We start from the raw sequence: 24696 nt of genomic DNA, 5'->3' as shown, positions 1-24696 counted from the left end.
TCTTCAAAATAAATATTAAATTGTAACTCAGACAGTAAGCATTTTTACTATCTGAGTTTATTTTATCATCAGATATTTATAGTTAAAATACGTGAAATTTTTGACGCTTACCACATTTTAAACTTCTTCATTAATTCGATGTTAATAGGTGACAATTCAATTTGTTGCTTGCTCTTCATTTTTTCATGCTGTCCATGCGCAATCTGTGTTGTAAGAATCAAATTTTTCCCATCGAACTCTGATTTAGAAAGAGTATTTCTTAATTTTTCAACACAGTAAGAACAAGCAACTGTCACGATATATGGTACCTCTTCACGTGTACAAGAATTGTCATTCTCTAAAATTATTATTTTTCTACTGTGTTTTCTTTTGGTATCTTCTCCATAATCAAATGTTTCCAATGGGATATCAGAACAAATTGGACAAAAAATATCATAACTTCCTCTTGCAGTTAGTAAGCGATACAAAATCTCGTTATCATATATTGGCTCAACATCATCGCTTTCAATATCGCACCAATCTAATACCAGCTTTCGTTTTACTTTTGCTAAGCTTCTCCTTCTAGAAAGATAGTTCATTGTCTTAATATTGTTACCATTATGAATATATCCTTTAAGAAGCTCCAATGTTTTCTGAGATATTCCTATTTCATCTAAGACTAGAGCTATTGCTTCATGCGAACCATTTACAAAATTATCATAAAATATATACACATCCCTATTTTCTCCAGCACAATTTGCAACTTTTCTGAATGATTTAGATGCATCTGTTTTAATTGCAATGAGTCCACCGCCACAGAAAGCCACTATTTTCCGACGAGTCTTCGATTCAAAATGATACAAATGTATATTATAGCCTGTTATTTTGACAATAAATTCCCTATTCTCCCTTTTCGCCTCATTATTAGTTGTTTCCTCTACAGAAGAAATCTCAACATCATTAGGTTCAAATTCGTCTAAAAGATAAGCTTTTTTCTCTCCTTCCTGTGACTCAATCATCAACGGCAACAAATATTCTGCAATATTTTGAGTTGTTATGTTTTTTTGAATGCAACTAATGTGAATCTGCTTCGCCACTTCTTCTCTTAATTGCTTACGATGTTTTATAGCCTCAATAAAGCTTGAGAAACTATTTAATTGTATCTTTTTTATGCACGAAATATCTATAATCTGTTGTTCAATAATATATGAATACTTAAATGCATAATCACGTCGCCATAATCCTCTTGCTTTCTTTTCAAACAATCTCAGAGAGTGACTATGAATCATTCCATCAAAAGAACGGTCTGTAGCAAGCTTCTCCAAAAGAAGTTCTGGTTCTGATAAAGGATCTCTATTTATTTGATATCCTGAGAATTCATAATAATCGAACATCCCATCCCAATTATTAAGTGATCTGCTTGTAGGATTTATGCATCTTATTGTATAAGGATCTCTTTTATTACCAGAATCCATATAACGTTTTTTTAGTAATTCTTGTTTCAATCCTGCATACTTTTCATCAAATTGTTGATTCTGCATTTCAGAAAGAATGCCTTTTTTATCTGAAAAAACTCCATTAAACAGATAATCCTTGAAGCTTAAATTTCCGCATCTTACTGTTCCATCATAATCTATAGCTGCGTTTAACTTATATCTACCAATCAATTTCAAAAAGAAATGCGGATTATAATATTTTCCTATTTCTGTTTCTAGCTGAATAAGCCATCGATCTACTTCTGCATCAGTCACATATGGATTCCATCGTCTCTCATTACATATTATGAATGATAAAAAATCCCTAACTTCTCCATAGAAATTAACAATTTCTGCAATCTTCTTTACATTTTCTTCATCTTCCCCAATCCCCTCTTGATTCTTTAAATAAAGTAATTTATATAATCTCTTCACACCATATATGCAATCTAAATCATCAATTAATTCCTGATAATCAAATACATTTTTTCTTTCAACGTAATCGAAATATGATTCCTTAAGTTCTTGTACAATATCTCCTTCAAGGTAAGTTGATGTTTCATACTTTTCTTTGCAATCATGAACTACAACATACTGCTTTTCATTAGTCAATGTTTTAGGAAGATAACGATTATCTAAATCAAAACAATTTAATGGACTTTCTAGGTAACTTTGTGAATCTGCATAGATATATCTAACCAAAATAGAATGAAAAATGTCACTTACTTTCCCTCTACAGCTAGACATTGCAACTTCTTCCGAACACATACAAATATACAGATTCTGCATTTTTCTTTGAAAAATATCATATACTTTTCGTATGCTCTCTTCACTATCGCCAACATCATTTCTATGTATGTTAGAATATTTCGAATCTACCAGCATTGACAAAGGTCTCATTTGTTCTTGAGTATCTGTCTTGAGATAGTATGTAGAGTATATTCTATTATTTTCCTCCAAAAGATTATTAATAGGAAATCCAAATGCAATTTCTTCATATCCAAATACAATATACTCTTGCGTAAATATTTCACCTTCATCAACAATAACCTTTAATACTAAATCAAATAAATTCCAACTCTCTGCTCCTATTTTCATTGTACTGGGGTTAATCTTGTTCTCACATAAAACTTTGACTCGATGACGGTCTCCGGCAAAAGATAAACAGGAAATAGATTTTTTATTCTTCTTCCATCCATTTATCTGCATGAAAATGAGCGATCTTAAATCAAATATCATTTCATTATCTTCGCCAGTAATAAAAAACTTATTAATATCAGGAACACTGTTCCCTGATAAATAATCAATCAATGATGTAAGCTTATTAGTATTAAACTCTCCGTTTTGCTTTGTATCGTATTCAAAAGACAATCGTGTAGTCTTTTTATCCCAGCTAGGATTTAATCTTACTTTTCCAACTACTTGAACATCTTTTTCTTTTCTAGATATATCAAATACAAAATTCACATTACTATCCAAGGTCAAAGAATTAACAAATTTGAAAAAAGACTTGATTCCAACACCAAATTTACCTGTTTGTCCATTTTCATCAGTCTTATCGGACATTTCTCTATTCAAAAAGCCATAAATGTTGGATAATTCAAAGCCCTTATCTTGATAAACACATGAAAGATAACACTTACTTTCAGTTTTTTTTACAGCTATGTCTATGGTTGTACCATAATGCAAGTCGTTAGCATTTTGAATTATCTCATTAAAATAACCTTCACTATACCCTCTTAATGAGGTAATCCCATCGTTTCTAGAAATAGCCCTACATATTGTTTCTACCAACTTACATTTATTAGACTCAAAAAAGTCCTCAATCCACTCAGGTTTGTTCCCTTGATGAAGAAGCAAATACTTGTTTGCATTTTCTATCTCATGTCCAATCTCAGGAAGCATATTTTCAATTTTTATACCTTTAGCTAATTCTTCGTTTATGCTTTGATATTGAATTGCCATTATCTTCCCTCCTCATATAATCAAGTGTTTTTTATTGAAAATTCAAGGTTTTTCAATCTTTTATATTTCAATGAATAAGTCGAAGCTATGAGCATTTCGATGTATCAGGTACTGAAATAGTGGTTAAAAGGTATACGAAATAAAACGTCATTGTTTTTCGCTTTACTGGCCTTGTGTATACCCATCCCTCTATGGCAGCTAACCTCCTATATCCACCATGATCATCTCTGTCTCCAGATATCCTAACTTCCTTCGTCCTTCCTGCCCATAACCAGGGTGTCAGCTATGCTCCATTACGGGGTCATGCCCCAAGGTAAATATTTCTGCCGACTACTGACTCATTCTTTGTATTGTTGATTACTGACTCGCTTCCTGTTCCAGCACTGTAATCAGTGGACGTTATCTGTTACATTCTGCTTTATTCAGTGACTGCCCACATGACAGCCTCCACTATAGTTACTTGTTTTTCTTATGCTGCCTGCAGATATGCTATTGGTCTTTTAATGTCATCGACCATCTTCTTAGCATCATAATCAACGCCTTTTGTGTCAGCATGACATAAAAAACTCGAAGCAGCTTCGCTACTATTGCCATCAGTGACTGCATCTTCTTTAACGAATTCAACCTTCTGGTTGTGTAATAATTATGTAGTTCCCTGAACTTCGGATTCTTCGCCACAAGCGACGTTGCAACCTCACAGAGCAGGTATCTGAGTCTCTTTCGACCTTGTCTGCTTATTGTTGTCTCGCCCTTGTGCTTTCCTTAGCTATTTTCAACCAGTGCCAATCCTGCAAGTTTCTGCAGTTCTTTCGTGTTGTTGAAGCGGCTGATATCACCTACTTCTGCAAGGAACCCAGACACTGTCCTGATTCCCACACCCTTGATCTCTAACAGCTTTTCAGCCATCGGAATATGTTTTACCAGTTTTTCAATCAGAACCATGACTTCCTGTAGACGCGTATTTCTGGATTCATAGTCCTCTAGAAGTATTCAGATTTCCATTCTTGCAGATACCGCTCCTTCTTTGCTTCCTATGCTGTGCTCATCAGCTTCTATCATGGTCTTTGCCCTCGCTCTTCCAACCGCTCTTAACTTCGCATCCCGCCAGATTTGGTTCACTCCATCGATACCCAACGTCAGGATATCTTCCGGAAGTGGTGCTACTTTAAGGATTAGTATTCCACTCTTGGCATCCGGTTTTCCGTATACTGTCTTATATTCAGGAAAATATATATTGAACCAACGACTGATCCTGTTTTGAATTTTTGTAAGTTCCGCCTGTAACTAGAATCTTATGTTTGATGCCGTTCTAAGATCAGCGTAAACACCATCCGGCAGGTATTGGATCATGTAACGTCCCTCTCTAACTACCCCTGCTATAACTTTCGGATCCTTACGATCATTTTTAGTTGGATTATTGTCGTCGAGTTCTTTTGATTTTTTCACATGATGAAGATTTACAAGAACCGGTTTCATTCCATTATCCTGTAGGAACTTTCCAAGATTTAACCAGAAATGACCGGTTGGCTCCATGCCTGGAACCACCTTATCCTTTTCATGCTTTTCTTTAAGAGACTTGATCCAGTCCTTTAATGTCTCGAATCCTGTCTCTGTGTTACTAAATTTAAAAGGTTTCTTTGAATACTCAATTCCTTTGTAATCAAAAGCTCTGGCATAGTGTGTCTCGCTTCCAACATCAATTCTGAGTACCAAAGCTTTTCTGTAATAGCTTAAATTTTTGCGTTCTGTGTGTTAGACTTCATTGTAGATACCTCTCTGTTCAATAAGATTTTTACTTACCTACCAGTCAGTAGTCTTATTGTACTCTGAGGTATTTTCAATTTTCAACATCCACATTTTTTATTATATAGGAAGCTCCATTCTAATTCCAACCATTACCATTTCTATATTCAGCTACAGTGGAACGCTTAATAACATTGTCGACATAGCAAAAAATTCCTTCGGATGAAAAACTTTTAAGTTCAGCATTTTCAAAATCACTATCATCTACCATCTGAATTAATTTCTTAATCTGTCTCTGTACTGATGTGATTTTCTTCATAGACTCCGCATCATCTTTTTCTTCATCCACTTTAATTTTCTGTTCATCTCCATCTTCAACAGATCCATATCCGACAAATATCTCACTATTTGCATCAATCTCTATCAATCCTATAATAGCCAACCAATAGTTAGCATTCTTCTTGGCATCCAAAAATTTTCTATATACGCGCTCATATTCATTTCTTTCTGACTTTGTCATTTTTAGAAATTCAATATACTCGCCCATATATTCGTATTGTTCATTATCAATAGAATCCATCTTTTCAATTCTTAGTACATTTAAAACACACTCTCTTACAGTCCGTCCTAAAGAACTAATAATATCCCAGTACTCACTCTTCCTAATTTCACTTTCGTATTTATGACGTTGCTTGCGAATTCCTCTTATTTTCTTTTCATTTGCTTCTGATAGAACATATTCGTTTTGAAAATATACCAACGCTTCCCTTATTGCTCGACCATTTCTTTTAACAAATTCTGGATAATATAGAACAGTATTTCTAATCGGCATGTATTGACAAGTGATATCAATCTTAGTTGTGCAATAGTAAAGCATCCTATTATTTTCCATATCATTTTCATCTGGTTTACACTCATTTAGCATAAAAATCATGTCTCGATTTTTTCCTGCAATTCCAGTGTCAATTCTATCTACACGACCAAATCTTTGTTCAAGTTCTATACTTGTAAATGGCAACTCATAATGTATAACCCCATCAAATTCGCCTAAGTTCAAGCCTGTTCCACCAGTCTTTCCCGTAGTTATTAGCAGCACTCTTTGATTATTTCTTAGTGCCTGCATCAAGGTATTTATTAACTGTCCATCCTGAACATTTCCTAGTCCATTTTGGTTTTCAAATTTTCCGTATTTCTCTGCAACAATACATCCTGCAAACTCATTTTTTAATCGCTTAAAAATCAAATCTACGACAAACTGGTGTTCACAAAAAATGATATATGACTTATTACTTTCCTTGAGTACTTTTACTAATTTTTCAATTTTTCCATTCTTACGAATCTCCTTAATATTGGAGAATCCATATCTATTTTCAGCTGCATCAAACAAAAAATTGTCATCTTGGTCATACTGTAATGCAACTAAAACTCCCACTTCATCCTTGATTCTATAATATATTTCATCCCGATCTGGATGTCGTTTACATGACACAAAACGAATTCTTCGCTCTGCAGCATTTTTTCCCATGTCTTCTCTAAACCAATTGACATATATATCCTTATCATTTGGTAAATAGTTATGAATTGGCTCGATATCTCTCGTAACAATATGAGAACACGTTATTTCTTGTAGCAATTGAACATAATCTTCAAAAGTTCGTCGTTCCTTTGAATTTATAACGATAGGTGTTGCAGTCAAAATCATCGCTTTTTTTGCAACTATGCCTCTATAATTCTGAAATGAAATATGACCTTCGTCGATAATTACAATATCCCATTTCTCATCTTCAGCATAATCCATAATTGTACCTTTTAAGGCAGTATATGACCCTTCTAAATCACTACCTTGTTTTTGTCCAGCAATCATAATAATGTCTTCGCTACTCTTAAAAAAGACCTTCTTTAAGTGACCTGCATACATCAATCCATTATCACCTTGTTCAATAATATGTGCAAATCTTCCCAACTGTCTCCTTATATCATTCTGCCAATCCTCTCTCTTGTTATAAGGACAAACAATAAGTATCTTTGCCATTCTGTTCATTTGTCTACAAGAGTTTATAGTTTCTTTTATTGCATATAAAGCTGATACTGTTTTACCAGTACCAACTTCATCCATCACAATACTTATCTGGTTATTAAAAACTTGTCTAGACGCAAGTTCTTGGCGATCAAAATAAATAACATCTAACATTGGTTGAATATTATCCCAAAAGACATCAAAGACATTCTTCCCGTCTGGGCTAATGACATCGGTATATTCAATCACCTCATCTACATGATCAACTTCATGTAAATACTCTTCTATAGAATCCATGATATTCGTGTTATTTTTTTCATCATAAGCATATAGATAATTTAAATTCCATTTTGCACAAACAAGGGGAGTTATCCATTCATATCCCTTTTCACCTGAAAAATGAAGTGCTATTTTCAACTCCTCATAGCTCATAGAATTAATGATTTTTGCTACAACATCAAACCTTCTAAAAAGAAAAGCATAATGAAAAAGTGAATATGGAAAATCATTGCTATAAGCCCTTTCACAATCCTCATACTTTCCCAAATAACATAATACATCCTTTGTCGTCTTTCTTCTTGTCGATGGTAGCATTTTTGAAAAAACATATTCCGAATTCGAATATTCTTTTTTTTCCTTGTCTTGTGAAGATATTCTATTTTCAATTATGTTATGTAATAATTCATTATTTTCAACATTAATATAAACATCTCCACAATTCTGACAATAATACCCCTCAACAATATACTGCTCTCTATCAACCTCAATTACTACTTTCGACACGAACTCTAATTCGCTATCCTCCTTATAACAAGTTATTGGGACAAACGGCTCATCATAGAATTTTACAGCTAAGAGATCAGTAATAATTATCTCTTCTGCCGCCTGATATGGTTCATTATTTGTGTAAAGTACTTGATATTTTCCATACTCAAAAGTGCTATTCTGGAGTGATTTATCAGCATGAAAATAATAGCAACCACAGTCATTGCAATAAAACAATGGATGTCTTGTTACAATTCCCTCACTACTTATTGGAATTGTCTTTTCTGCCGTTAACTCTGTATTATGTTTTGGGCATATTATTTTCCATTCTGATGACATTCTTTCTTTCCTCGTATTATAAAAAGTAGTAGTGTTTATAGACCCTCTCCAAGGTCTGTATGTTATACTATCGGAGATACTGTGGATTGTTATTTTTCTCCTACCATTTTATAGTTTACGAAAGGCTATAACCACAGTCTCTTTGAATATTTGTTAATCCGTTAGATACCGCATGAAGGTTATTTAGAATGAGGCTACAATCGCAAAGAGTACCAGTGGTTCTATAAACAGTATCAAAATATTTACTCAAAGGAAATTTTTTATGATATACGTTGGAATTGATGTTGCGAAGGACAAACACAACTGTTTTATCACTAATTCAGATGATGAAGTATTATTCAAATCTTTCATCATCCCCAACAATCGTGAGGGTTTTGAGACCTTATTTCAGAAAGTACAGTCCGTATCAGACGATTTAACCAAAATAAAAGTAGGACTCGAAGCTACTGAACACTATAGTTACAATCTTCTGGGATTCCTTCTTGATAAAGGTTTTCCGACCTACATTATCAATCCGCTACATACCAATCTTTACAGAAAAAGTCTAAGCCTTAGAAAGACAAAAACGGATAAAGTTGATGCCCATACGATTTCTTCTATGATTATGTCTGATATGAACTTAAAGTCCTACTCAGACACATCTTATCACAATGAGGAACAAAAGTCATTAACCCGTTATCGCTTCGATAAAGTAAAAGAACGTGTGAAACTCAAATCCTCTGTTTCCAGACTTATTTGTATCCTTTTTTCTGAATTGGAAAAGCTTGTTCCAACACTTCATATGGCATCTGTTTATGCAATGCTTTCTGAATTTTCTAGTGCCAAGCATGTAGCTAATGCTCATCTTACCAAACCTTCTTTCTGAAACCTCAAAAGGTCGATATAACAAGGAAACAGCCATTGCTTTTAGAGAAGCTACAAAAACCTCTATCGGTTCAAATATGCCTGCATAATCACTGGAACTGAAGCATACCATCAAGCTCATTCAGAAACTCACATCTGAGATTGATGAAATCAAAATCATCATGGATGAAATCAATTCTCCTATTCTCAGCATCCCAGGAATCAACTATCGTATAGTAGCTATGATTCTTGCAGAAATCGGTGATTTCAGCCGTTTTGGCTCTCCTGATAATATACTTGCTTATGCAGGAATGTCTCCGTCAACTTATCAGTCTGGACAATTATATAACTGTTACTCCCACATAGAAAAACGTGGTTCTCGCTATCTTCGATATACCCTTTACAATGCAACGAAATATGTGTGTCATTGGGATGAATACTTTGGAACATATCTTGCCAAGAAATGAGCAGAGGGCAAGCATTATAATGTTGCTTTATCCCATGCAGCAAAGAAACTTGTCAGAACCATCTATTCGATGGAAAAATCAAAACAATCATATAAGCATGCCGCTTAATTCTTTTTTATACACATCTCCTAGTTGAGTGCCTATAACGACACTCTTTTTGTCATGCAGTTTTCAAGGTACAAATATATCTGAAATGCATTTCTGCAATTCATTCAAAAAATTTCATTTTAGACTTGACTTTTAATAGTTAGTCTTTTATTTTACTCTTATCGTCTTGCTTCCTGAGGACTTAGTTTTCTGGTCCTCTGATGAGACATGCAAAACCCTATTTTGATCAAACTCAAATGTTACCTTGATCTGTGGTACTCCCGCGAAATTCCGTTCAATATCCGTATGCTCATATTCGTCATAATAATAGTCATTATTGATATTATTCTCATCTTCACCCTCATAAATTTTTATAGCAACGCTCTCTTGATCGTCACTAACCGTAGTATAATTTTCACTCTTCTTGCAAGGATACTTCGTTCCCTTCGGAATAATAATGCTATATCGATCATTAACTACTCTTATTCCAAACGAATGTGCAAGAATGTTGGTTACATGAATCTTCTTATCTTTAATAAGTGTCTTATCACCAGTCGCCTTTATTGCTGCTCCGATTGCTACAAGCTTCGATAAATCCTTATCTGAATATGGATTAACGCCAAACACCTTTTGAACCAATTCTCGAACAGATAAAATATTTGATGATCCACCAACAAGAATCACCTTATCAATATCGGTCACATTGTAATCTGATTCTTCAAGACATCTATTAATAATTTCCTCTATACGATCCAATAGTTCCTCACACTGCTCATTAAACTCATCTCGTGAAACATGCATTTGGAAATTAATAGCTGAGTCCTGCTTTGGAATTAGGGAAGGAATAATAATATCTGTTTCTTCCATTGCAGATAGTTCTACCTTAGCTTTCTCACATTCAAATTGAAGTTTTCTCATCACCTGCTCATAAAGATTTTCTTCCAAACCGGATTTGTCTTGTGAAGAAAGATTAATGCCGTGTTCCTTACGAAGCTGCTTCATACACATTTCAACAAGACATCTATCAAAATCATCACCACCAAGCTGTCGATCTCCATCCACTCCAACAGTAGTGAACTCGTTTTCTTCAATACTTAAAATGGACACATCAAATGTTCCACCACCAAGATCAATTACAAAAATATCCTGGCTTTCATCTTCATCCATTCCATAAGCAATTGCAGCAGCTACAGGTTCAGGTAAAATTTCAATAACTTCTATTCCGGCCGTTTCCGCGGCTCTTTCTGTTTCTCGATATTGTTTGGAAGTAAAATATGCTGGCACAGTAATTACGGCAGCACACTCTTCTACTCCATACGCTTTCTTAACTTCTTTTACTACCTCAGACAAAACATGAGTCGCGACATCCGTTGGAGAAAACGATTGATCCTGTATTGTCCATATTTTGTTATCATCACCAATAAATGTCTTTGATGACATAACTACATTTCCAGGATATGTAATCGCCTTTTTCTTGGCTGCATCTCCAACAATAACCTTTCCATCTCTATAATACATAACAGAAGGTAATAACTCTTTGCCTCTAAATTTAATAAACTCAAGAGAATTATCAAATCGACAACAAACAGTATTTGTTGTACCTAGATCAATTCCTACTAATACTTTACTCATTCACATCTCCTCCTAATGCAAGTACTGATTTTTTATACTCCTCCTAATGCAAGTACTGATTTTTTATACTCCTCAAAATGGAAAGTACTCAAATAGTCCTTAATAAGTTTTCCTTCCACGTTATGCTCAAGAATATTTTCAAGCAACTTACTGTCAGCAATCTTCGCAAATGGACTATCTATATCTCCCTGTTGTAATAAAGCATCAGCTACAATTTTACAAATTTTTTTGTAATGCGATGGATTTCTTCTTTGATTATGTTTAAATAACCACTCAAAGACATATTTCATTTCATCATTATAATCCCTTCCATCATAAGAAAACGCATCAATCAAACTTTGTTTTAATACATCAGGCTTCATATTCACCCAAGCATAAGCAATCTTCTGCGCTTTCTCTCCAGCCATCACATCTTCAAATATCTCAGCGAAATTGTTATATACCACATTATTTTCCTCTGGCAAATAATTATCAATCTGCTGTTTTCTCTCTTGATACAACTTAACATTCTTTTTAGCGGCTTTCCAAACCTTACGATCCAATTCTGTTCTAATATGTCTCTCAATAACTGGCTGTTGATATAACTTATAAAATTCATCAAAGCGCTTTATTACTGCACTTATGTCTTCTTGTGCGAAAAGCAGTTCAACAATAGCCTTGATATATAATTTATAGTTACTATGTCCTAACTTGATAGCTTTAATCGCATCATTAAATGCCTCATTACCATAACTAGCATATGTATTAACTATCATATTATTGTACATATCATCACAGACTGAAGGATCTGCCATTTCTTCACACAATTGCACAAAAAGCTTTTTTGTTTCCCCTTCTGATAAACCCTTCTTAAAGTCTATAAGAAGTTTATTGTCATGAAGCAAATACTTATATTCATCAATTGCTTCCACAACAAAATCCCACTTATCATGAAAATTAGGTTCATCATTCTGCCCACCTTGAATCAGAGCCCAAAATAATTCTTTTCTTTCACGTGTATCCAATATATAGTAATCTGCATCCCAGTACTTAATGCGCTCCTGATATGAAATATTTCTAATGTAATACTTAAATATAAGACGTTTCAAATCCTTTCCCATATAAACAGTATTATTTAGAACATCCTCCATCATGTATGTAACAGACTCATACTTAACATTTTCAAGAATAGGTTTTAATTCTCTTTCAAACTTTTCAACATTAACCTTTGTCAAAAGCCCTGCATTTCTTACGATTACTTTCAAAATAATTTCAGGACTAATCTCTTTACCAACTGACATATTAATAATTGCAGCATATGCACTATTACAGAGTAATTTCTTAATCTCAAATTCATCTTGTTTTGATATGTATAAATCTGCATCCTTTTCAAAACGTTTATTCAACGATTCATTTATTTTCTGAAGTGTATCACTTAATACAATCTGATCAATCATCTAGTATCCTCCTTCCTTAATTAATCATAAGAGAATCTATCACTTTCTTCTTCTCTAGGAATTCCCTTTTTCCACCCTGGTCAACAGTAATATCTTCATCTAATCCTTCACTAGTAATTACAATTACTCCATTTGAGTCTATTTTCCACTTCATAATTACATTTTCACCAACTTCGTACTTACGTGTCAAATCAACCATTTTACCTGTAATAGGTGTAAACTCTTCCGGATAATTTGGATCAATTCCATAAAATAAGAACACTGGTACTCTAGCTAAATTCTCTTCATGAATTGTATATGTAAATTCCCCTTGTTTTTTTGTTGCTATATCATCACGCGAAATCAAACATTCAAATCCATTTGTAGTCCTAATAAAAATGTCTTCAGACAATCTGTCTTGTAACTCCATTTTCTTTAAGCTAACATTGCTTTCAGAATGGTTATAAGCATCAATTGCTGCACCTTTTGATACTGATGTCGTAGTATCAACAGTGATTATTTCAACCTCCTCACCGAAATACTCTCTTAAAACAGATTCAACTGCATAGAAATTAGACATACCTCCGGTAAGAATAACTAGAGAAATATCTTCTTTTGACAGCCCATTTGCATTTACAATGCTTTCCTTCACTGGACGCAAAATATTCTGTCGATCAGAATCTGTCAATAGTGCTGAATATACCTCCTCTAGAATAGTCTTATCCAAATTTATTCCCTGTACGAATTGATTATCAATCACCTCAAACTCTGGTGTCATCACAATTCTGCTTAATCGTCTTGGATTATCAATATGTTCTCTGATTTTGTCATTCAATTCAATTTTGTATTTCTCAGCTTGTGAAACCACACGAGCTATGATTTTGTTCTGATCCTCTATAGGTCGAGTACTGATTTTTGTTGTACGTTTTTCAAACTCACTTAAGAAATACGCTCCCAGATATTGATCGAAATCATTTCCACCTAAGTCTTCTCGTTTTGAACGAGATTCAATACTTACTTTCATATTTTCATATTCATAGCTTTCCTCATCCTCCTCAAGTTTAGCTATGCATATATCTAATGTTCCACCACCGATATCATAAATCATGATGTGTTTCCCATTTAGTTCGACACTGTTTTCCATCAAACTACCATCACCATTATTGATGAAATACAAGAGTGTAGCCGCCGGTTCATCTAAAATATGAAAATCTGTAAACCCTGCCATTTCTATAGCTTCCTTTGTGGCCTGTCTCTCATCAGAGTTAAAAGCCGCCGGAACCGTAACAACTAAGTGATTAATCTTCTGATCAAATTGTTCTTCAATAGATTTTTTCATAGTTTTCAGTAACAAGGCTGAACACTGTGTCATATCTAGTAATAAATCCTCAGCTTTGGTCTTTCCAGGAATACTTATCGCCGATTCGCCTCCAAGACGAGTTTTAATACCTGTAAATGTATGCATAGGCATATTACCAGTTGAATAAATACTTTTAGCCCATTCTCCAGTATAGACATGCTTATCCTCTGGTTTACAGTAAAAATACGATGGCAAAGTCTCTCTGTCGCGAGTTTCTTTAAAATCTTTGTCAAACTGAATAATAGGTATAGATCTTAAATGTTCAATAGGATTTCTTAGGTGACGCTCTGTTGTCTGAATTACCGACACAGTACTATTTGTCGTACCTAAGTCAATTCCAACATATAATTCTGCCATAAATTACCTCCTACTCAGCTTGTGCACTTTCGCAGTGCTCGTTACTTTCATTACCACTTGTTTCTGTATTTTCAATTGGCTCGGCCTTATCAGGTTCAGATGGTTCAACCGGCTTATCCTCACTAATAAGTTTTTCAAATTCTGCTTTAAAAATAATTTCATCACAATATTTTAAGCCAGTTTTACACACACGATATTTTCCTGCACCTTCAATTTTCTTGTATATGGCAGCCATTCTCTCTGCATTTTCCTCAGTAATTTCTACTATATTTCCCTTCTTGTACTCGCCATCTCCATCAATAACAACGTCAAGCTCCTGCATTAATGCCCACAGGACATGAACATGGTCATATTCAGACTCCATGATTGTATCTACATCTGCATATTTTGAAAGCATTGCCTTCAATACAAATAATTTTCCTTCTGCAATACCTTCTGCATGAGCATCAGAAATCTTTTTCTCTGTAACAGCTTGTTCATTTGCCAAACTCTGATCCTTGCTGTCATAATGAGCTTTCTTTCTAATTAATTCTCTTGCAGCATATCCAAGTTGTTCAGTTATTTTCTTAGAATAACGAACTAAATTAATAATATCCTCTTCTTCTTCACATGTTGGTGGAAAATCTCTGCTAATTTCAACACCTTTCTCTAAAAGAATGCTGGCAATTGTTTCAAGCTGGTCAAGCTTAGCAAGCTGGTCAAGCTTAGCAAGCTTGCCTTCCATCATTTCTGTTGCTTCACATATCTCATCAATTTTATCAACCTTCTTTTGAATAGATTTTGTTCCCTTCAAAAGTTCTTCCTGTTTTTTCTTTGCATCAGTTTGTAAGCGATTTGAAAGACTTGAAGTCTCTGCTCTTACGGCTTGAACAACATTACCTCCCACTTCTCTTGTCAATGAAACAGCATTCTCGCTATACTTTTTTACAGAATTAAACAAGCGATCAGTAGCACTACTGATCTCTCGACTAATTGCCTCAGTTGTGTCATTTCCACTATCTCCAATATCATGACTAAGTTGCTGCATTTCTGATAAAAGCTTAAATTCCATATTCTTAACATCTAATGCACTTCTTGACTGTTCATTATCATTCTTTTTCTCTGATTTTGCTTCAGTTCGAGGCATTTTAGGAATGACACTTTCTATCTGATCCTCAATAGACTTGTCCTTATTTTGATTTTTCTCAGAAGAATCAGCATCTTTCTTCAAAGCTCTTGCTGCTTCGATTTCATCCTTGAACAATTTACGTAGTTCTTCTGTTGCTGCATCATTTCTTGGGTTCTCACGCTTAGCACCCTTTTTTCTTTTAGGAATACTCACATCAAGTTCAACTTTATATTCATTTTTTGCATACAGCTTAGCCTTGCACTTATCAGAGATTTTCCATCCTTGCACATCGCTAGCTTTATCACTCGAAGTAACATAAGAAACAACAATATCATCCGTCTCAGGATTAATAAATACACTATCTCCTTCAAATGCTAAAAACAAATATTGTGCTGATCTTAGATTACTCATCGCCTTTTCCTCCTTAACAGGTTCTGAAGCCACATCTGTATCCATTCTGTCTTCAGAATCTGAACTAGTATCTATTTCATTAGTTTCTGTTTCTTTTGCTTTTTTTTTATTTCCAAATATTTTCATTTAACCCTCCCTATTCTATCTGTCCTTCTGTTGCAATGTTTCCATCAACAAATACCTTATATGCAACCATACCTGATCTATCCGTACCAAGTTCTATTTCAATTTCTTGTCCAGCATCTAAATTCAAATCCGATACTGGTATCTTTCCTATTAAGAAACACTTTTTAATATCTGTAGAATTTCCTTGATAAACTTCAATGTCTCGATGGTTTTTATTATCTGCTAATGCATATTTTCTAGGCTTTGAGAACGTTCCATATTTTTCGTTCTTTTCAATAAGCTTATCAAACTTAGCGCCTATACGAACGCCGATTGAATAACTAAGTTTCTGAATAATACTGATAGATGAATTATTTTTCACCTTCATACCACAGTACACTCCAGCGCCATGACCAACCATCTTGTTTATCTCCACAGTGTTGCACTCTTCTGGTTCTTTACCAAACATTTCTTCAAGCTCGCGCTTAACAATATTCAAGTTACTAGAACCACCAACAAGAAGCACCCTATCAATATCTTCTTTTTCTAATCCAGACTCCCCCGAATCAATAAGTGCATCCTCTACCGCGAAACGAATTTTTTCAATCATTCCCGTTCCTCGAATCCAACCTTCAAGTTCTTCTGTGGAAACAGATGTCGATACACGAATACCGCTGATAATATCATCAATATCTTCCTCTTCATCTTCTTCCCAATATTGATAAGCCTCTTTTATCTCAACAACCTTAGCTAGCATCTCACTTTGAAACTTCAGTCGTTGCTCCTCATCTTTGATTTCACTTATGTTAACGCCTGCCTTCTCCGTGATTTTGGTCATCAGAAGTTCATCTATAAGCTGTCCTCCGAAGTCTCGCAAGCCTTCAGTGTTAAGAACCTCAATAGTCACATTACCTTCCGGGGTTTTTGAATAAGAGAACACTGTAATATCCAATGTTCCTCCACCAAAATCAAAAACTAGAATGTTTTCACTGCGACCCATAGTACTCTGCTTCTGAAAAACACCGTAACTAATAGCCGCCGCTACAGGTTCTTCTATTAGATCAAGAACGTTTAATCCTGCTCGTTCTGCAGCCTTCTGAATTTTTAGTCTTTCTTTATTACCGTATGCATATGGGACACTAATCACTACTCCATCAATATCAGCACCGCCATTATTCTCAGAGACACGCTTTTTAATATAAGTAAAAATATCTGTTGCTACATCAACTGGCGAACTCTTAGCAGAAATTGCAGGAATAGAATACTCCCAATTATCTTCGACCAATCGTCTCTTTACTCCCGCAACTCCATTTCTTGGATCTATAGCCAAAAATTTCGATGCTGATTTTCCGACAATGCTATTACCACTATTCTGATAATAAATAACATTTGGGAAAACCTCATCTCCTGTATAAAGTGAAGGATCCATATTAGGTACCGCTTTTACAGAATTGTCTTCATTCCATCTTGTTACATAGTTCGTACTAGTACCGAAATCGATTCCTAAATATATACTCATTAATCTTTACGCCTCCAAATTTTTGCAGTCCCATCTAGAATCTTAGTTCCATCATTAAAGAAGTATGGATATCTTCTAATCTCCTCTATGGTATCAAACTTAACAAATTCATCCGTTACATTATCTGTCGAATCTGGTGTGGGTTCTACATATTCGGGATTAAGGACTTCTCCAACTTTAATCTCTTTAGTAACAACACCATTAGATGCAAGAAATTGATTAACTTCTGCAATAGCGAGCTCATATACTTCACCAGCACCATTTTTAATTCTGCTATACAATGCATCAACCAACACTGTCACCACATAATTAGCTATAATTTCAGAAATAAGGTGCTTTATCTCATCTCTTATTTCAGCTACAGAAGACATCTCACTAATTTTAGGCATACGACGCTTTCTTTGTGTTCCAAAAATAGTTACTGCTTTTTCTACCGCACTCGCATAACTTTCAAGACTTGACTTCGTTTCTGCATCAAGATTTTTATTATTGTCAATTAATGCATCTATATTATCTACTAGTGTAATGAGGCTTTCCTCAAAGTCATTGAGTATTTGAGTTACGTCATCTAAACCATTACACTTTTCAAAAGGAGTTTCCTTTGCATTCTTAATTACAAATATTGTTGCCTCTGTACTTGAATGCTCCTCATCATTACCTTTCTTTTCAGATACCCATTCAATTCCGACCATTTTAAGTTTCCCTTGGAAGAAGCCTCTAACTTCTTCTAAGAGAGTTTTAGATTCTTCATGGATATATTCTTTGTTATCATCCAAAATATACTCTCTGTCCACTTTAATACCTCCTAAAGCATGCTCTGTCTATCAATTGACATATTTCCCTTATCTACTAAGGTACCATCTTTTTTCACCAAACTTACATCAGTTCGTAATTCATACTGCTTTGTTATCTCAAAACGTACAATTACATCAACATCATCCATCTTCATGTAAGGCAGTCCGGTCATAATCAGCTCATCCAGGAACTCAACACCATTATCATATGTTTTCTGTGCTTCTTGAGCTTCTGCGCTTCTTGAAAGCACCTTAATGTTTAACTGGCTTTGCCCATCCTCAATTAACGAATACTTTTTTTCTGCTGAAGCAGGTAAAGTAGTTCCTGCAGGAATAATACAACTGTAATGCCATTTTTCTAGTGCAACACCAAAGTCTTCATATGTCACATCAAAAACCTGAGGCTTCATCTTTATTAAGAAGTTATCCCCATACATCACATTTGCAATAATCGCAGCTCCCTCAGCAATCAATGTTGCTGCATTTTTATCTGCGGATGGTTTTCTACCAAAATAGTGTTCTACCTGCTCATAAATACAAGGAATAAGCGATGTTCCTCCAGCAAGAATAATATTATCAACATCATCCTTATACATTTCAGCTTTACTTAAAGCATTGTTCATTTCAGCAATAGTCTGCGTAATGATTGGCTTTATCAACATTTCAAACTCAACTCTTGTCATATCTAAGAAAACTGATTTTTGTTCGTGCTCATTGACATATATATCAATAAGAGTCAGCGTAGTTGTCTCGCTCATGCTAAGCTCAATTTTACAATTTTCAGCAGCCCAATATATCGTCTTTAAGTTATAAGCGTACTGTTCCGCATTTAAGCCAGATTCTTCTTCAGAATACATTACTAGATCATATGTATCTTCTAAATAATCATAAATATACTCTTCAACTCTTCTAGTTAAATCCTCACCACCAAGTTTTGAATTTCCAGAAGTTGCACATATTTCAAAGTTCCCTTCACTGTCCGACCTGATAATAGAAACATCAAATGTTCCACCTCCAAAATCGTAGATAAATGTTGAGGCATCATCCTTGGCTTCAATATTATAGGCAATTGCTGCAGCTGTAGGTTCCTTTTCTATATGAATTTCCTTAAAGCCAGCATCTAATCCCGCCTTTTTGGTATTCTCAATTTCAACAAGATTAAATGTTGCAGGAACAGTAATAACAGCCTTATTAACCTTTTGCTTTAATGTCTTCTCTGCTTCTCTCTTCAAATAACTCAGAAATAGAGCAGATGCTTCTGTTCCGCTAATCTCTAATTCATCATATTCAGACTCTGAGTTTCTTGTGCCCTTAAATTCTTTTAATGTATAAGCCCTTACACCAACGAAACTGCTTTTTAATCTTGCAAGTCTATTATCTGATGAAACTAGCACACCGTTCTGATCCTTGTACTTTACTGCGATTGAAAGAATTTTATTATCGTTGTTAGCATTATTAAACGACTCAGAAAATTCTTTAAAGAAATCATCTGGCAGTAAAGAAGTATCTGATGACTCATATATTATAATATCCTTAAATTTTTCCAACTGAGCTAAAGCTTTTTCAGCAGTATACTTTGTATTCACATCAGTAGTTCTGAACTCCAATTCCTGCTCGACAGTAATAGGAAGAACCGCCCTCTCATTTTCTTTAAGTGTTTCCATTATATCTGGGCAATCAATAAACACATTAGTATCAAAGATATAGTATGTTATAGTTGATTTATCTTCCATTCCTAGCTTAGGAAGACGTACCCTAAACTTCTCCGAATCAGTACGTAATCTCTTTTTAAATAAGCTGATACTCGCACCTGGTACCATACCCTTTGCATACGATTTAGCCTTATGTCCAAAAAAGATGTTGTCACTATCTTTATAGAAAATATGTGAAGGAATAAGTATATTTCCTGCAACCTTTACATAATTGACTGCACCGTTTTTATCAATATATGAAATAACAGAGTTTGTTGTTCCTAAGTCAATTCCAATTTCGCGACCATCGTCAGCTTCTTCTTCGTTATCATCTTCACTATGATTCTCAGACTCATCCTCATCGCCTACATTGACATAGGATTCATTATCATTAACTATAGGCTCTTCAGATGATTCACTGCTTTCATCTTCTCTTTCATCTTCTTCAGCATTTTCACTCTTGTCCTCTTCTTCTTCTTCTTCGACAAAATCGAAAAAGTCTTCGTCTTCCTCATCAAAACTGTTGCTGTTGCTAAAAAAAATTCTGTTCTTTTTCTTTTCAAATTCTTCGCTCATTCTTTTTTCTCCTTCCCTTCATATCTATTCTATGCACATCCATATTTGTATAATATTTGCATATTTGTATAGTTTTTTGTATGGTTATGGTTTAAGCGTACTAACAAATAAATAAAAACGGGTAGACTAATCTCGTAAAATAATGATATAGTAATCCCATATCTCAATCTCATGGTACAAAAACAACATGCAGACTTGGTTTCTCCATCGACCCTGTTATTGTGAATTCATATTCTAAGTTGATAACAGTCAACTGCTAAGGTATTCTTTCAAAAGCAATCCTTAGCGATGCTTTAAGTTGATACTCGCAAAAAATGTATCACAAATATATTATTATACTTTTCAGCTATTGTCAATAATCAGTATAATTGAACACATAAATTATACACCCTATATAAGCAAAAAGCAACTTATAGTGGATTGGTTCAGACCTGAAAGGTAAATTTTTTTATCTGACCATTTTTTCTGTAAATTTAGCTTTTTTATATTAATCCACATTTCTGCTTTTTTATATGAATTTATCCACAATTATATAGTTTAAATTACCAATTTTTATTTTTGAGGATTATTTAGTTAAATTTACTCTTGCCAGACATCACTTCCTTTGGTATAGTTAAGTTAGTTGTATGCTGCGGTATGCATATCAATTATTGATATATCTTCTGTTGTTAGTTGTTTGGAAATGCTAGCTAACAAATCAGAGGATACATTTTTTTGTTTCTTTTTTATTTCATTTTTATTTTATTTAAGAAAAAATATTCATAAAGTTGCTTTATAAAATCGGCTATCTGTTCCATCAAATAATGACATTTTTGAGCATTAGCATGGCTCTTCCGTAAAAATCCGTATTCATATATTTTAAATGTACATTTATCAATGCTTTTACAAATATTATTTCCGTTAATACAAATATTTGCGGAAGAACCAAATTTATTTTACCACTAACAGTTTTTGCCGTTCTAATAGCGTTCTTCACGCTAAAAAAACATTGCTTTTTCAACTCCCTCCATTCTATAGTCTCGTCGATGATGCCGTATAGGTCTTTTCCATCTACTTTCTCTTCGAAAACAACAACTACAACTCTTCTGAATGGGCCTTTTTTGTAGAAAACCAATTCGAATGCTGTCAAACCATTTATAACTGTGATATTGTCAATGCTTCATTTAACATTATTATTCATGTTTATTCCTCCTTAAATAAAAAACAGCTGGCTGTACTTTAGACATTTAAAGCTACTTTTAGCTACCAGTTGAAAAGTCAAAACGAATGTGCTAAAATTTTAATGCGCTATTTTTAGTACACCCATTTTGACTAATGGGGCTAGCATGTCATCTTCTTCGATATTGCTATCTTTTTTAGATGACATACTAGCAGGTCTATTTTTTGGTTGTTGGGTTTCACCTTACACCATTTCTGGTGTTAAGCCTCGGAAAAACTCAACGACTTTTTTAAATTCATCAGAAGTCACAATATTCACCTCCTTTGCATATTAAACAACTGCTAATGCTTATTTATATAATCTATTCTTAGCATCACCTCCTTACGTGCTATACCACGAACTGCTTTTGAGATTTCTCCAAGTGCATTCAAGGCTCTTTTCCTGCCTATCTTTTTAACAGCATAAGTATCAGCCTCGAGCTCAATTGACAAAACCTCCCCTTTAATAATTTTCAACTGTCTTTCGATAGGATAAGTGAAATCAGCGATATGTCTACAATACAAATGTCCTAACTCATGAGCTATAGTAAACTCTTGAGCATCTTTGGACATCTTAAGAAATTTCCTGCCAACAATAATACTTGGTGATCCGAGATTAATTGTAAAAGCTATACCATATGGATACCCAAGTAGCAACATACTATAAGGGTTATAATAAATGTTGACACCATCAATAGTGTCTAACTTATTATTTCCTTCACCAGTAATGTTTTTTAAAACATTACTGATAGCTACAAAATGGTTGCATCCTTTTAATGACATTATGGATTTATAACAATAATACAGGCTAATGGCTGTAATAATTTTTTCTTCATTGATAACACCTCCATGGAGCTGACAGCACGTTGGCTTTATCGTCAATACTCCTTGTACAAATACCCTTAAAATGCTAAAATAAAACAGTAGATATACTTAAGGGTATATAAAGTACATCTACTGTTAGAAACACAGGCATACTATTTAAGTACGCCCATGTTTCTTAGTGGTTTTTCTATGTCTTCTACTGATGGTGCTGCATCAGTTCTCTTAGAAGGCATAGATTTTTTATTTTTCATCTTCTAGTACACCTACTAAATTCATCTCAAAATACAAGCAAAAAAGTAATTGCTTATATATGAACTAAATTAAGCAAGTTGTTTTAACTTATAAAAGTTCGAGGTCTCCTACATGCAGAAGGGTGGGGCTTCGAACTTTTTTAAGTCCACAAGATATAAAAGTAGCCACCCCCCCCGAAAATATATATAAAAATTTACCTATATATTGCGACAAAATGTTACAGATTTATATATATTGTCATATGAGGAGGAATAAAGAATGGCGATAAAACTTGTTGTTAAAGAAATTGAAAAACTTAGCCAAGATGAAGGCTTGACAGATCAAGAAATTGCAGATAAATTAGGCTGTTCACGAGCAACAGTAAACAGGACAAGAATAAAATATAATATACCTACGGCTAATTTTGAAAATCGAGCAGATAAAGAATATGCATGTCTTACCTGCGGTAAGAAAGTATATATAAAAAGATGCGAAGTTATGAAATTGCAATGTCCAGAGTGTGAAAAGAAAACAAAAAATAAAAATAATCAGGAGAAATAGAACGATGAATTTTGGAAAAGCATTAGAAAAATTAAAAGAAGGAAAGAAAGTACAAAGACAAGGCTGGAATGGAAAAGGAATGTTTATATATTATGTACCAAATGGAGAATATAAACCATGCACAGTAATAGCAGAACAATTGGTTAATGAGAATGGATTGGTTGAGTATGGTGCATATATTGCAATTAAAACAGTACAAGGGAATGTAGTTCCATGGTTAGCTAGCCAAGCTGATATGTTAACAGAAGATTGGGAGGTAATTAAATAATGCAAGAATTTATACAGAAAAGTAAAGATATAGTATTGGGACATTTAAATATGACAGATAGAAGTCCTGATGAGGTATATGTAGTTTGGAGCTGTAAAACATTACAAAATAAAAAAGCAATTCTTAGCACTGATTTAGTTAATGGTATTCTTTTTGAAATTACTTATAATGGTGATAAAGATGAAACTTATGTAGATGTATATAAGAAAGAAAAAAATTATGTAGTTAAATAGTTTTTATAAGGAGAATTATGCAATGGCTAAATATATTAAAAGACAAATTGAAATTGAAGCAGTTAGATTTTCTGTTGATGAAATTTTACCTGATTGGTTTTTAGATAAAATGATAGACAATACAATTATAACTCATGAAAATGGAACTTGTGATGTGTATACATTAGATGGAAATAAAAAAGTTAATAAAGTTGATTATATTATTTTAGATACTGATGGACATTTATCTGTTTGTAAAAAAAATAAATTTGAAAAAGAATATGTAAGAAATGAAGAAGAACATCTTCTACAAAATATAGATTATAAAGCACCAACTGAACATGCAATACCTATAATGCTTGGTGAAATTAGATATTTAGAAACAATACAAAAAGAAAATAAATTAAATGATGTATTTTCAGCTGACACAATAGGACCTGGTGGGGCAAATCATGTTTATGGAATAGATACACATAATAATGAAGATATAAAAACATCTCAACTTATTTTCATGCAGAAAGGACCAAGAAATGAAAAAGGTTCTGCTGATGGTGCAATAAATGAAGATTTATTGGAAATAGTAAGAGATAGATTAAAATCTTTTCAAAATGGCAAGTATGCTTGTGAATATAATGAAAAAGCATTTGGATTGTCAACACTTTTTTATACAGTTATTATTCGGTCATATTAGAAATTCTATATTCTACTGGTGTCATATAACCTAAAGCACTATGTATGCGTTTGTTGTTATACC

The 24696-nt window shown here is 33.9% G+C and carries 17 protein-coding genes and 2 pseudogenes; 5 read left to right on the top strand and 14 right to left on the bottom strand.

Going from position 1 to position 24696, the window contains the following annotated elements; all coding sequences use genetic code 11:
* Window positions 1-107: 107 nt before the first annotated feature.
* The 4 genes and pseudogenes from ACTNAO_RS10920 to ACTNAO_RS10905 all read right to left on the bottom strand — a co-directional run bounded on the left by ACTNAO_RS10920 (window position 108) and on the right by ACTNAO_RS10905 (window position 8283).
* Window positions 108-2939: a hypothetical protein gene (locus ACTNAO_RS10920; protein ID WP_441046169.1), complete on the bottom strand. Its 2832-nt coding sequence runs from the start codon at window positions 2937-2939 to the stop codon at window positions 108-110.
* Window positions 2940-3908: 969 nt separating this feature from the next.
* Window positions 3909-4325, bottom strand: a pseudogene (locus tag ACTNAO_RS10915) (transposase).
* Between the two features lie 378 nt (window positions 4326-4703).
* Window positions 4704-5132, bottom strand: coding sequence for an IS110 family transposase (locus ACTNAO_RS10910; RefSeq protein WP_441028948.1), 429 nt, complete (start codon window positions 5130-5132; stop codon window positions 4704-4706).
* Between the two features lie 169 nt (window positions 5133-5301).
* Entirely contained in the window at window positions 5302-8283 is a 2982-nt protein-coding gene (locus ACTNAO_RS10905) for an SNF2-related protein (RefSeq protein ID WP_441028950.1), read from the bottom strand.
* A 262-nt stretch (window positions 8284-8545) separates the two neighbouring features.
* Between ACTNAO_RS10905 and ACTNAO_RS10900 the strand changes: the two are divergent.
* Window positions 8546-9701, top strand: a pseudogene (locus ACTNAO_RS10900) (IS110 family transposase).
* A gap of 147 nt (window positions 9702-9848) precedes the next feature.
* Here the strand turns inward: ACTNAO_RS10900 and ACTNAO_RS10895 are convergent.
* The 9 genes from ACTNAO_RS10895 to ACTNAO_RS10855 all read right to left on the bottom strand — a co-directional run bounded on the left by ACTNAO_RS10895 (window position 9849) and on the right by ACTNAO_RS10855 (window position 22727).
* Window positions 9849-11312, bottom strand: a complete 1464-nt coding sequence (locus tag ACTNAO_RS10895; protein WP_441028952.1) for an Hsp70 family protein — start codon at window positions 11310-11312, stop codon at window positions 9849-9851.
* A gap of 32 nt (window positions 11313-11344) precedes the next feature.
* Entirely contained in the window at window positions 11345-12748 is a 1404-nt protein-coding gene (locus ACTNAO_RS10890) for a hypothetical protein (protein ID WP_441028954.1), read from the bottom strand.
* Between the two features lie 16 nt (window positions 12749-12764).
* The gene (locus ACTNAO_RS10885; RefSeq protein ID WP_441028956.1) at window positions 12765-14444 is read right to left on the bottom strand and encodes an Hsp70 family protein; all 1680 of its coding nucleotides are present in this window, start codon (window positions 14442-14444) and stop codon (window positions 12765-12767) included.
* A 10-nt stretch (window positions 14445-14454) separates the two neighbouring features.
* Window positions 14455-16089 (bottom strand): hypothetical protein, encoded by a 1635-nt coding sequence (locus ACTNAO_RS10880; protein WP_441028958.1) that lies wholly within the window; start codon window positions 16087-16089, stop codon window positions 14455-14457.
* A 10-nt stretch (window positions 16090-16099) separates the two neighbouring features.
* Complete coding sequence (locus tag ACTNAO_RS10875) at window positions 16100-17587, bottom strand: Hsp70 family protein (protein WP_441028960.1); 1488 nt, start codon at window positions 17585-17587, stop codon at window positions 16100-16102.
* The gene (locus tag ACTNAO_RS10870) at window positions 17587-18381 is read right to left on the bottom strand and encodes a hypothetical protein (RefSeq protein ID WP_441028962.1); all 795 of its coding nucleotides are present in this window, start codon (window positions 18379-18381) and stop codon (window positions 17587-17589) included. Before ACTNAO_RS10870 ends, ACTNAO_RS10875 begins: the two co-directional genes overlap by 1 nt.
* An 11-nt stretch (window positions 18382-18392) precedes the next feature.
* The gene (locus ACTNAO_RS10865; RefSeq protein WP_441028964.1) at window positions 18393-20648 is read right to left on the bottom strand and encodes an Hsp70 family protein; all 2256 of its coding nucleotides are present in this window, start codon (window positions 20646-20648) and stop codon (window positions 18393-18395) included.
* A 796-nt stretch (window positions 20649-21444) separates the two neighbouring features.
* The gene (locus tag ACTNAO_RS10860; RefSeq protein ID WP_441028966.1) at window positions 21445-21777 is read right to left on the bottom strand and encodes a hypothetical protein; all 333 of its coding nucleotides are present in this window, start codon (window positions 21775-21777) and stop codon (window positions 21445-21447) included.
* Window positions 21778-22148: 371 nt separating this feature from the next.
* Entirely contained in the window at window positions 22149-22727 is a 579-nt protein-coding gene (locus ACTNAO_RS10855) for a hypothetical protein (RefSeq protein WP_441028968.1), read from the bottom strand.
* A 453-nt stretch (window positions 22728-23180) separates the two neighbouring features.
* Between ACTNAO_RS10855 and ACTNAO_RS10850 the strand changes: the two genes are divergently transcribed.
* The 4 genes from ACTNAO_RS10850 to ACTNAO_RS10835 are packed head-to-tail and all read left to right on the top strand — an operon-like array spanning window position 23181 to window position 24633.
* Window positions 23181-23462 carry a helix-turn-helix domain-containing protein gene (locus ACTNAO_RS10850; RefSeq protein ID WP_441028970.1) on the top strand — a complete coding sequence of 94 codons (282 nt, stop codon included), beginning with the start codon at window positions 23181-23183 and terminating at the stop codon, window positions 23460-23462.
* A 4-nt stretch (window positions 23463-23466) separates the two neighbouring features.
* Window positions 23467-23730 (top strand): DUF2829 domain-containing protein, encoded by a 264-nt coding sequence (locus ACTNAO_RS10845; RefSeq protein ID WP_441028972.1) that lies wholly within the window; start codon window positions 23467-23469, stop codon window positions 23728-23730.
* Complete coding sequence (locus ACTNAO_RS10840; protein WP_441028974.1) at window positions 23730-23963, top strand: DUF6275 family protein; 234 nt, start codon at window positions 23730-23732, stop codon at window positions 23961-23963. Before ACTNAO_RS10845 ends, ACTNAO_RS10840 begins: the two co-directional genes overlap by 1 nt.
* 22 nt (window positions 23964-23985) lie before the next feature.
* Window positions 23986-24633, top strand: coding sequence for a hypothetical protein (locus ACTNAO_RS10835; RefSeq protein ID WP_441028976.1), 648 nt, complete (start codon window positions 23986-23988; stop codon window positions 24631-24633).
* Here the strand turns inward: ACTNAO_RS10835 and ACTNAO_RS10830 are convergent.
* Window positions 24617-24696, bottom strand: an 80-nt coding sequence (locus ACTNAO_RS10830; protein WP_441028687.1) for an IS3 family transposase, incomplete at its 5' end; no start/stop codon positions are given. The genes ACTNAO_RS10835 and ACTNAO_RS10830 overlap by 17 nt on opposite strands.

This window comes from Clostridium sp. HCP1S3_C6 (assembly GCF_052066735.1).
In the GTDB taxonomy this organism is placed as follows: domain Bacteria; phylum Bacillota; class Clostridia; order Clostridiales; family Clostridiaceae; genus Clostridium.
The sequence above is the reverse complement of the archived record's forward strand: the minus strand, read 5'-3'. Positions and strand labels throughout refer to the sequence as shown.

Coding starts and splice junctions, on each gene's coding strand:
- ACTNAO_RS10905 (WP_441028950.1), bottom strand. CDS start 8,283: ATGTCATCAGAATGGAAAATAATATGCCCAAAACATAATACAGAGTTA.
- ACTNAO_RS10895 (WP_441028952.1), bottom strand. CDS start 11,312: ATGAGTAAAGTATTAGTAGGAATTGATCTAGGTACAACAAATACTGTT.
- ACTNAO_RS10890 (WP_441028954.1), bottom strand. CDS start 12,748: ATGATTGATCAGATTGTATTAAGTGATACACTTCAGAAAATAAATGAA.
- ACTNAO_RS10885 (WP_441028956.1), bottom strand. CDS start 14,444: ATGGCAGAATTATATGTTGGAATTGACTTAGGTACGACAAATAGTACT.
- ACTNAO_RS10880 (WP_441028958.1), bottom strand. CDS start 16,089: ATGAAAATATTTGGAAATAAAAAAAAAGCAAAAGAAACAGAAACTAAT.
- ACTNAO_RS10875 (WP_441028960.1), bottom strand. CDS start 17,587: ATGAGTATATATTTAGGAATCGATTTCGGTACTAGTACGAACTATGTA.
- ACTNAO_RS10865 (WP_441028964.1), bottom strand. CDS start 20,648: ATGAGCGAAGAATTTGAAAAGAAAAAGAACAGAATTTTTTTTAGCAAC.
- ACTNAO_RS10850 (WP_441028970.1), top strand. CDS start 23,181: ATGGCGATAAAACTTGTTGTTAAAGAAATTGAAAAACTTAGCCAAGAT.
- ACTNAO_RS10845 (WP_441028972.1), top strand. CDS start 23,467: ATGAATTTTGGAAAAGCATTAGAAAAATTAAAAGAAGGAAAGAAAGTA.
- ACTNAO_RS10840 (WP_441028974.1), top strand. CDS start 23,730: ATGCAAGAATTTATACAGAAAAGTAAAGATATAGTATTGGGACATTTA.
- ACTNAO_RS10835 (WP_441028976.1), top strand. CDS start 23,986: ATGGCTAAATATATTAAAAGACAAATTGAAATTGAAGCAGTTAGATTT.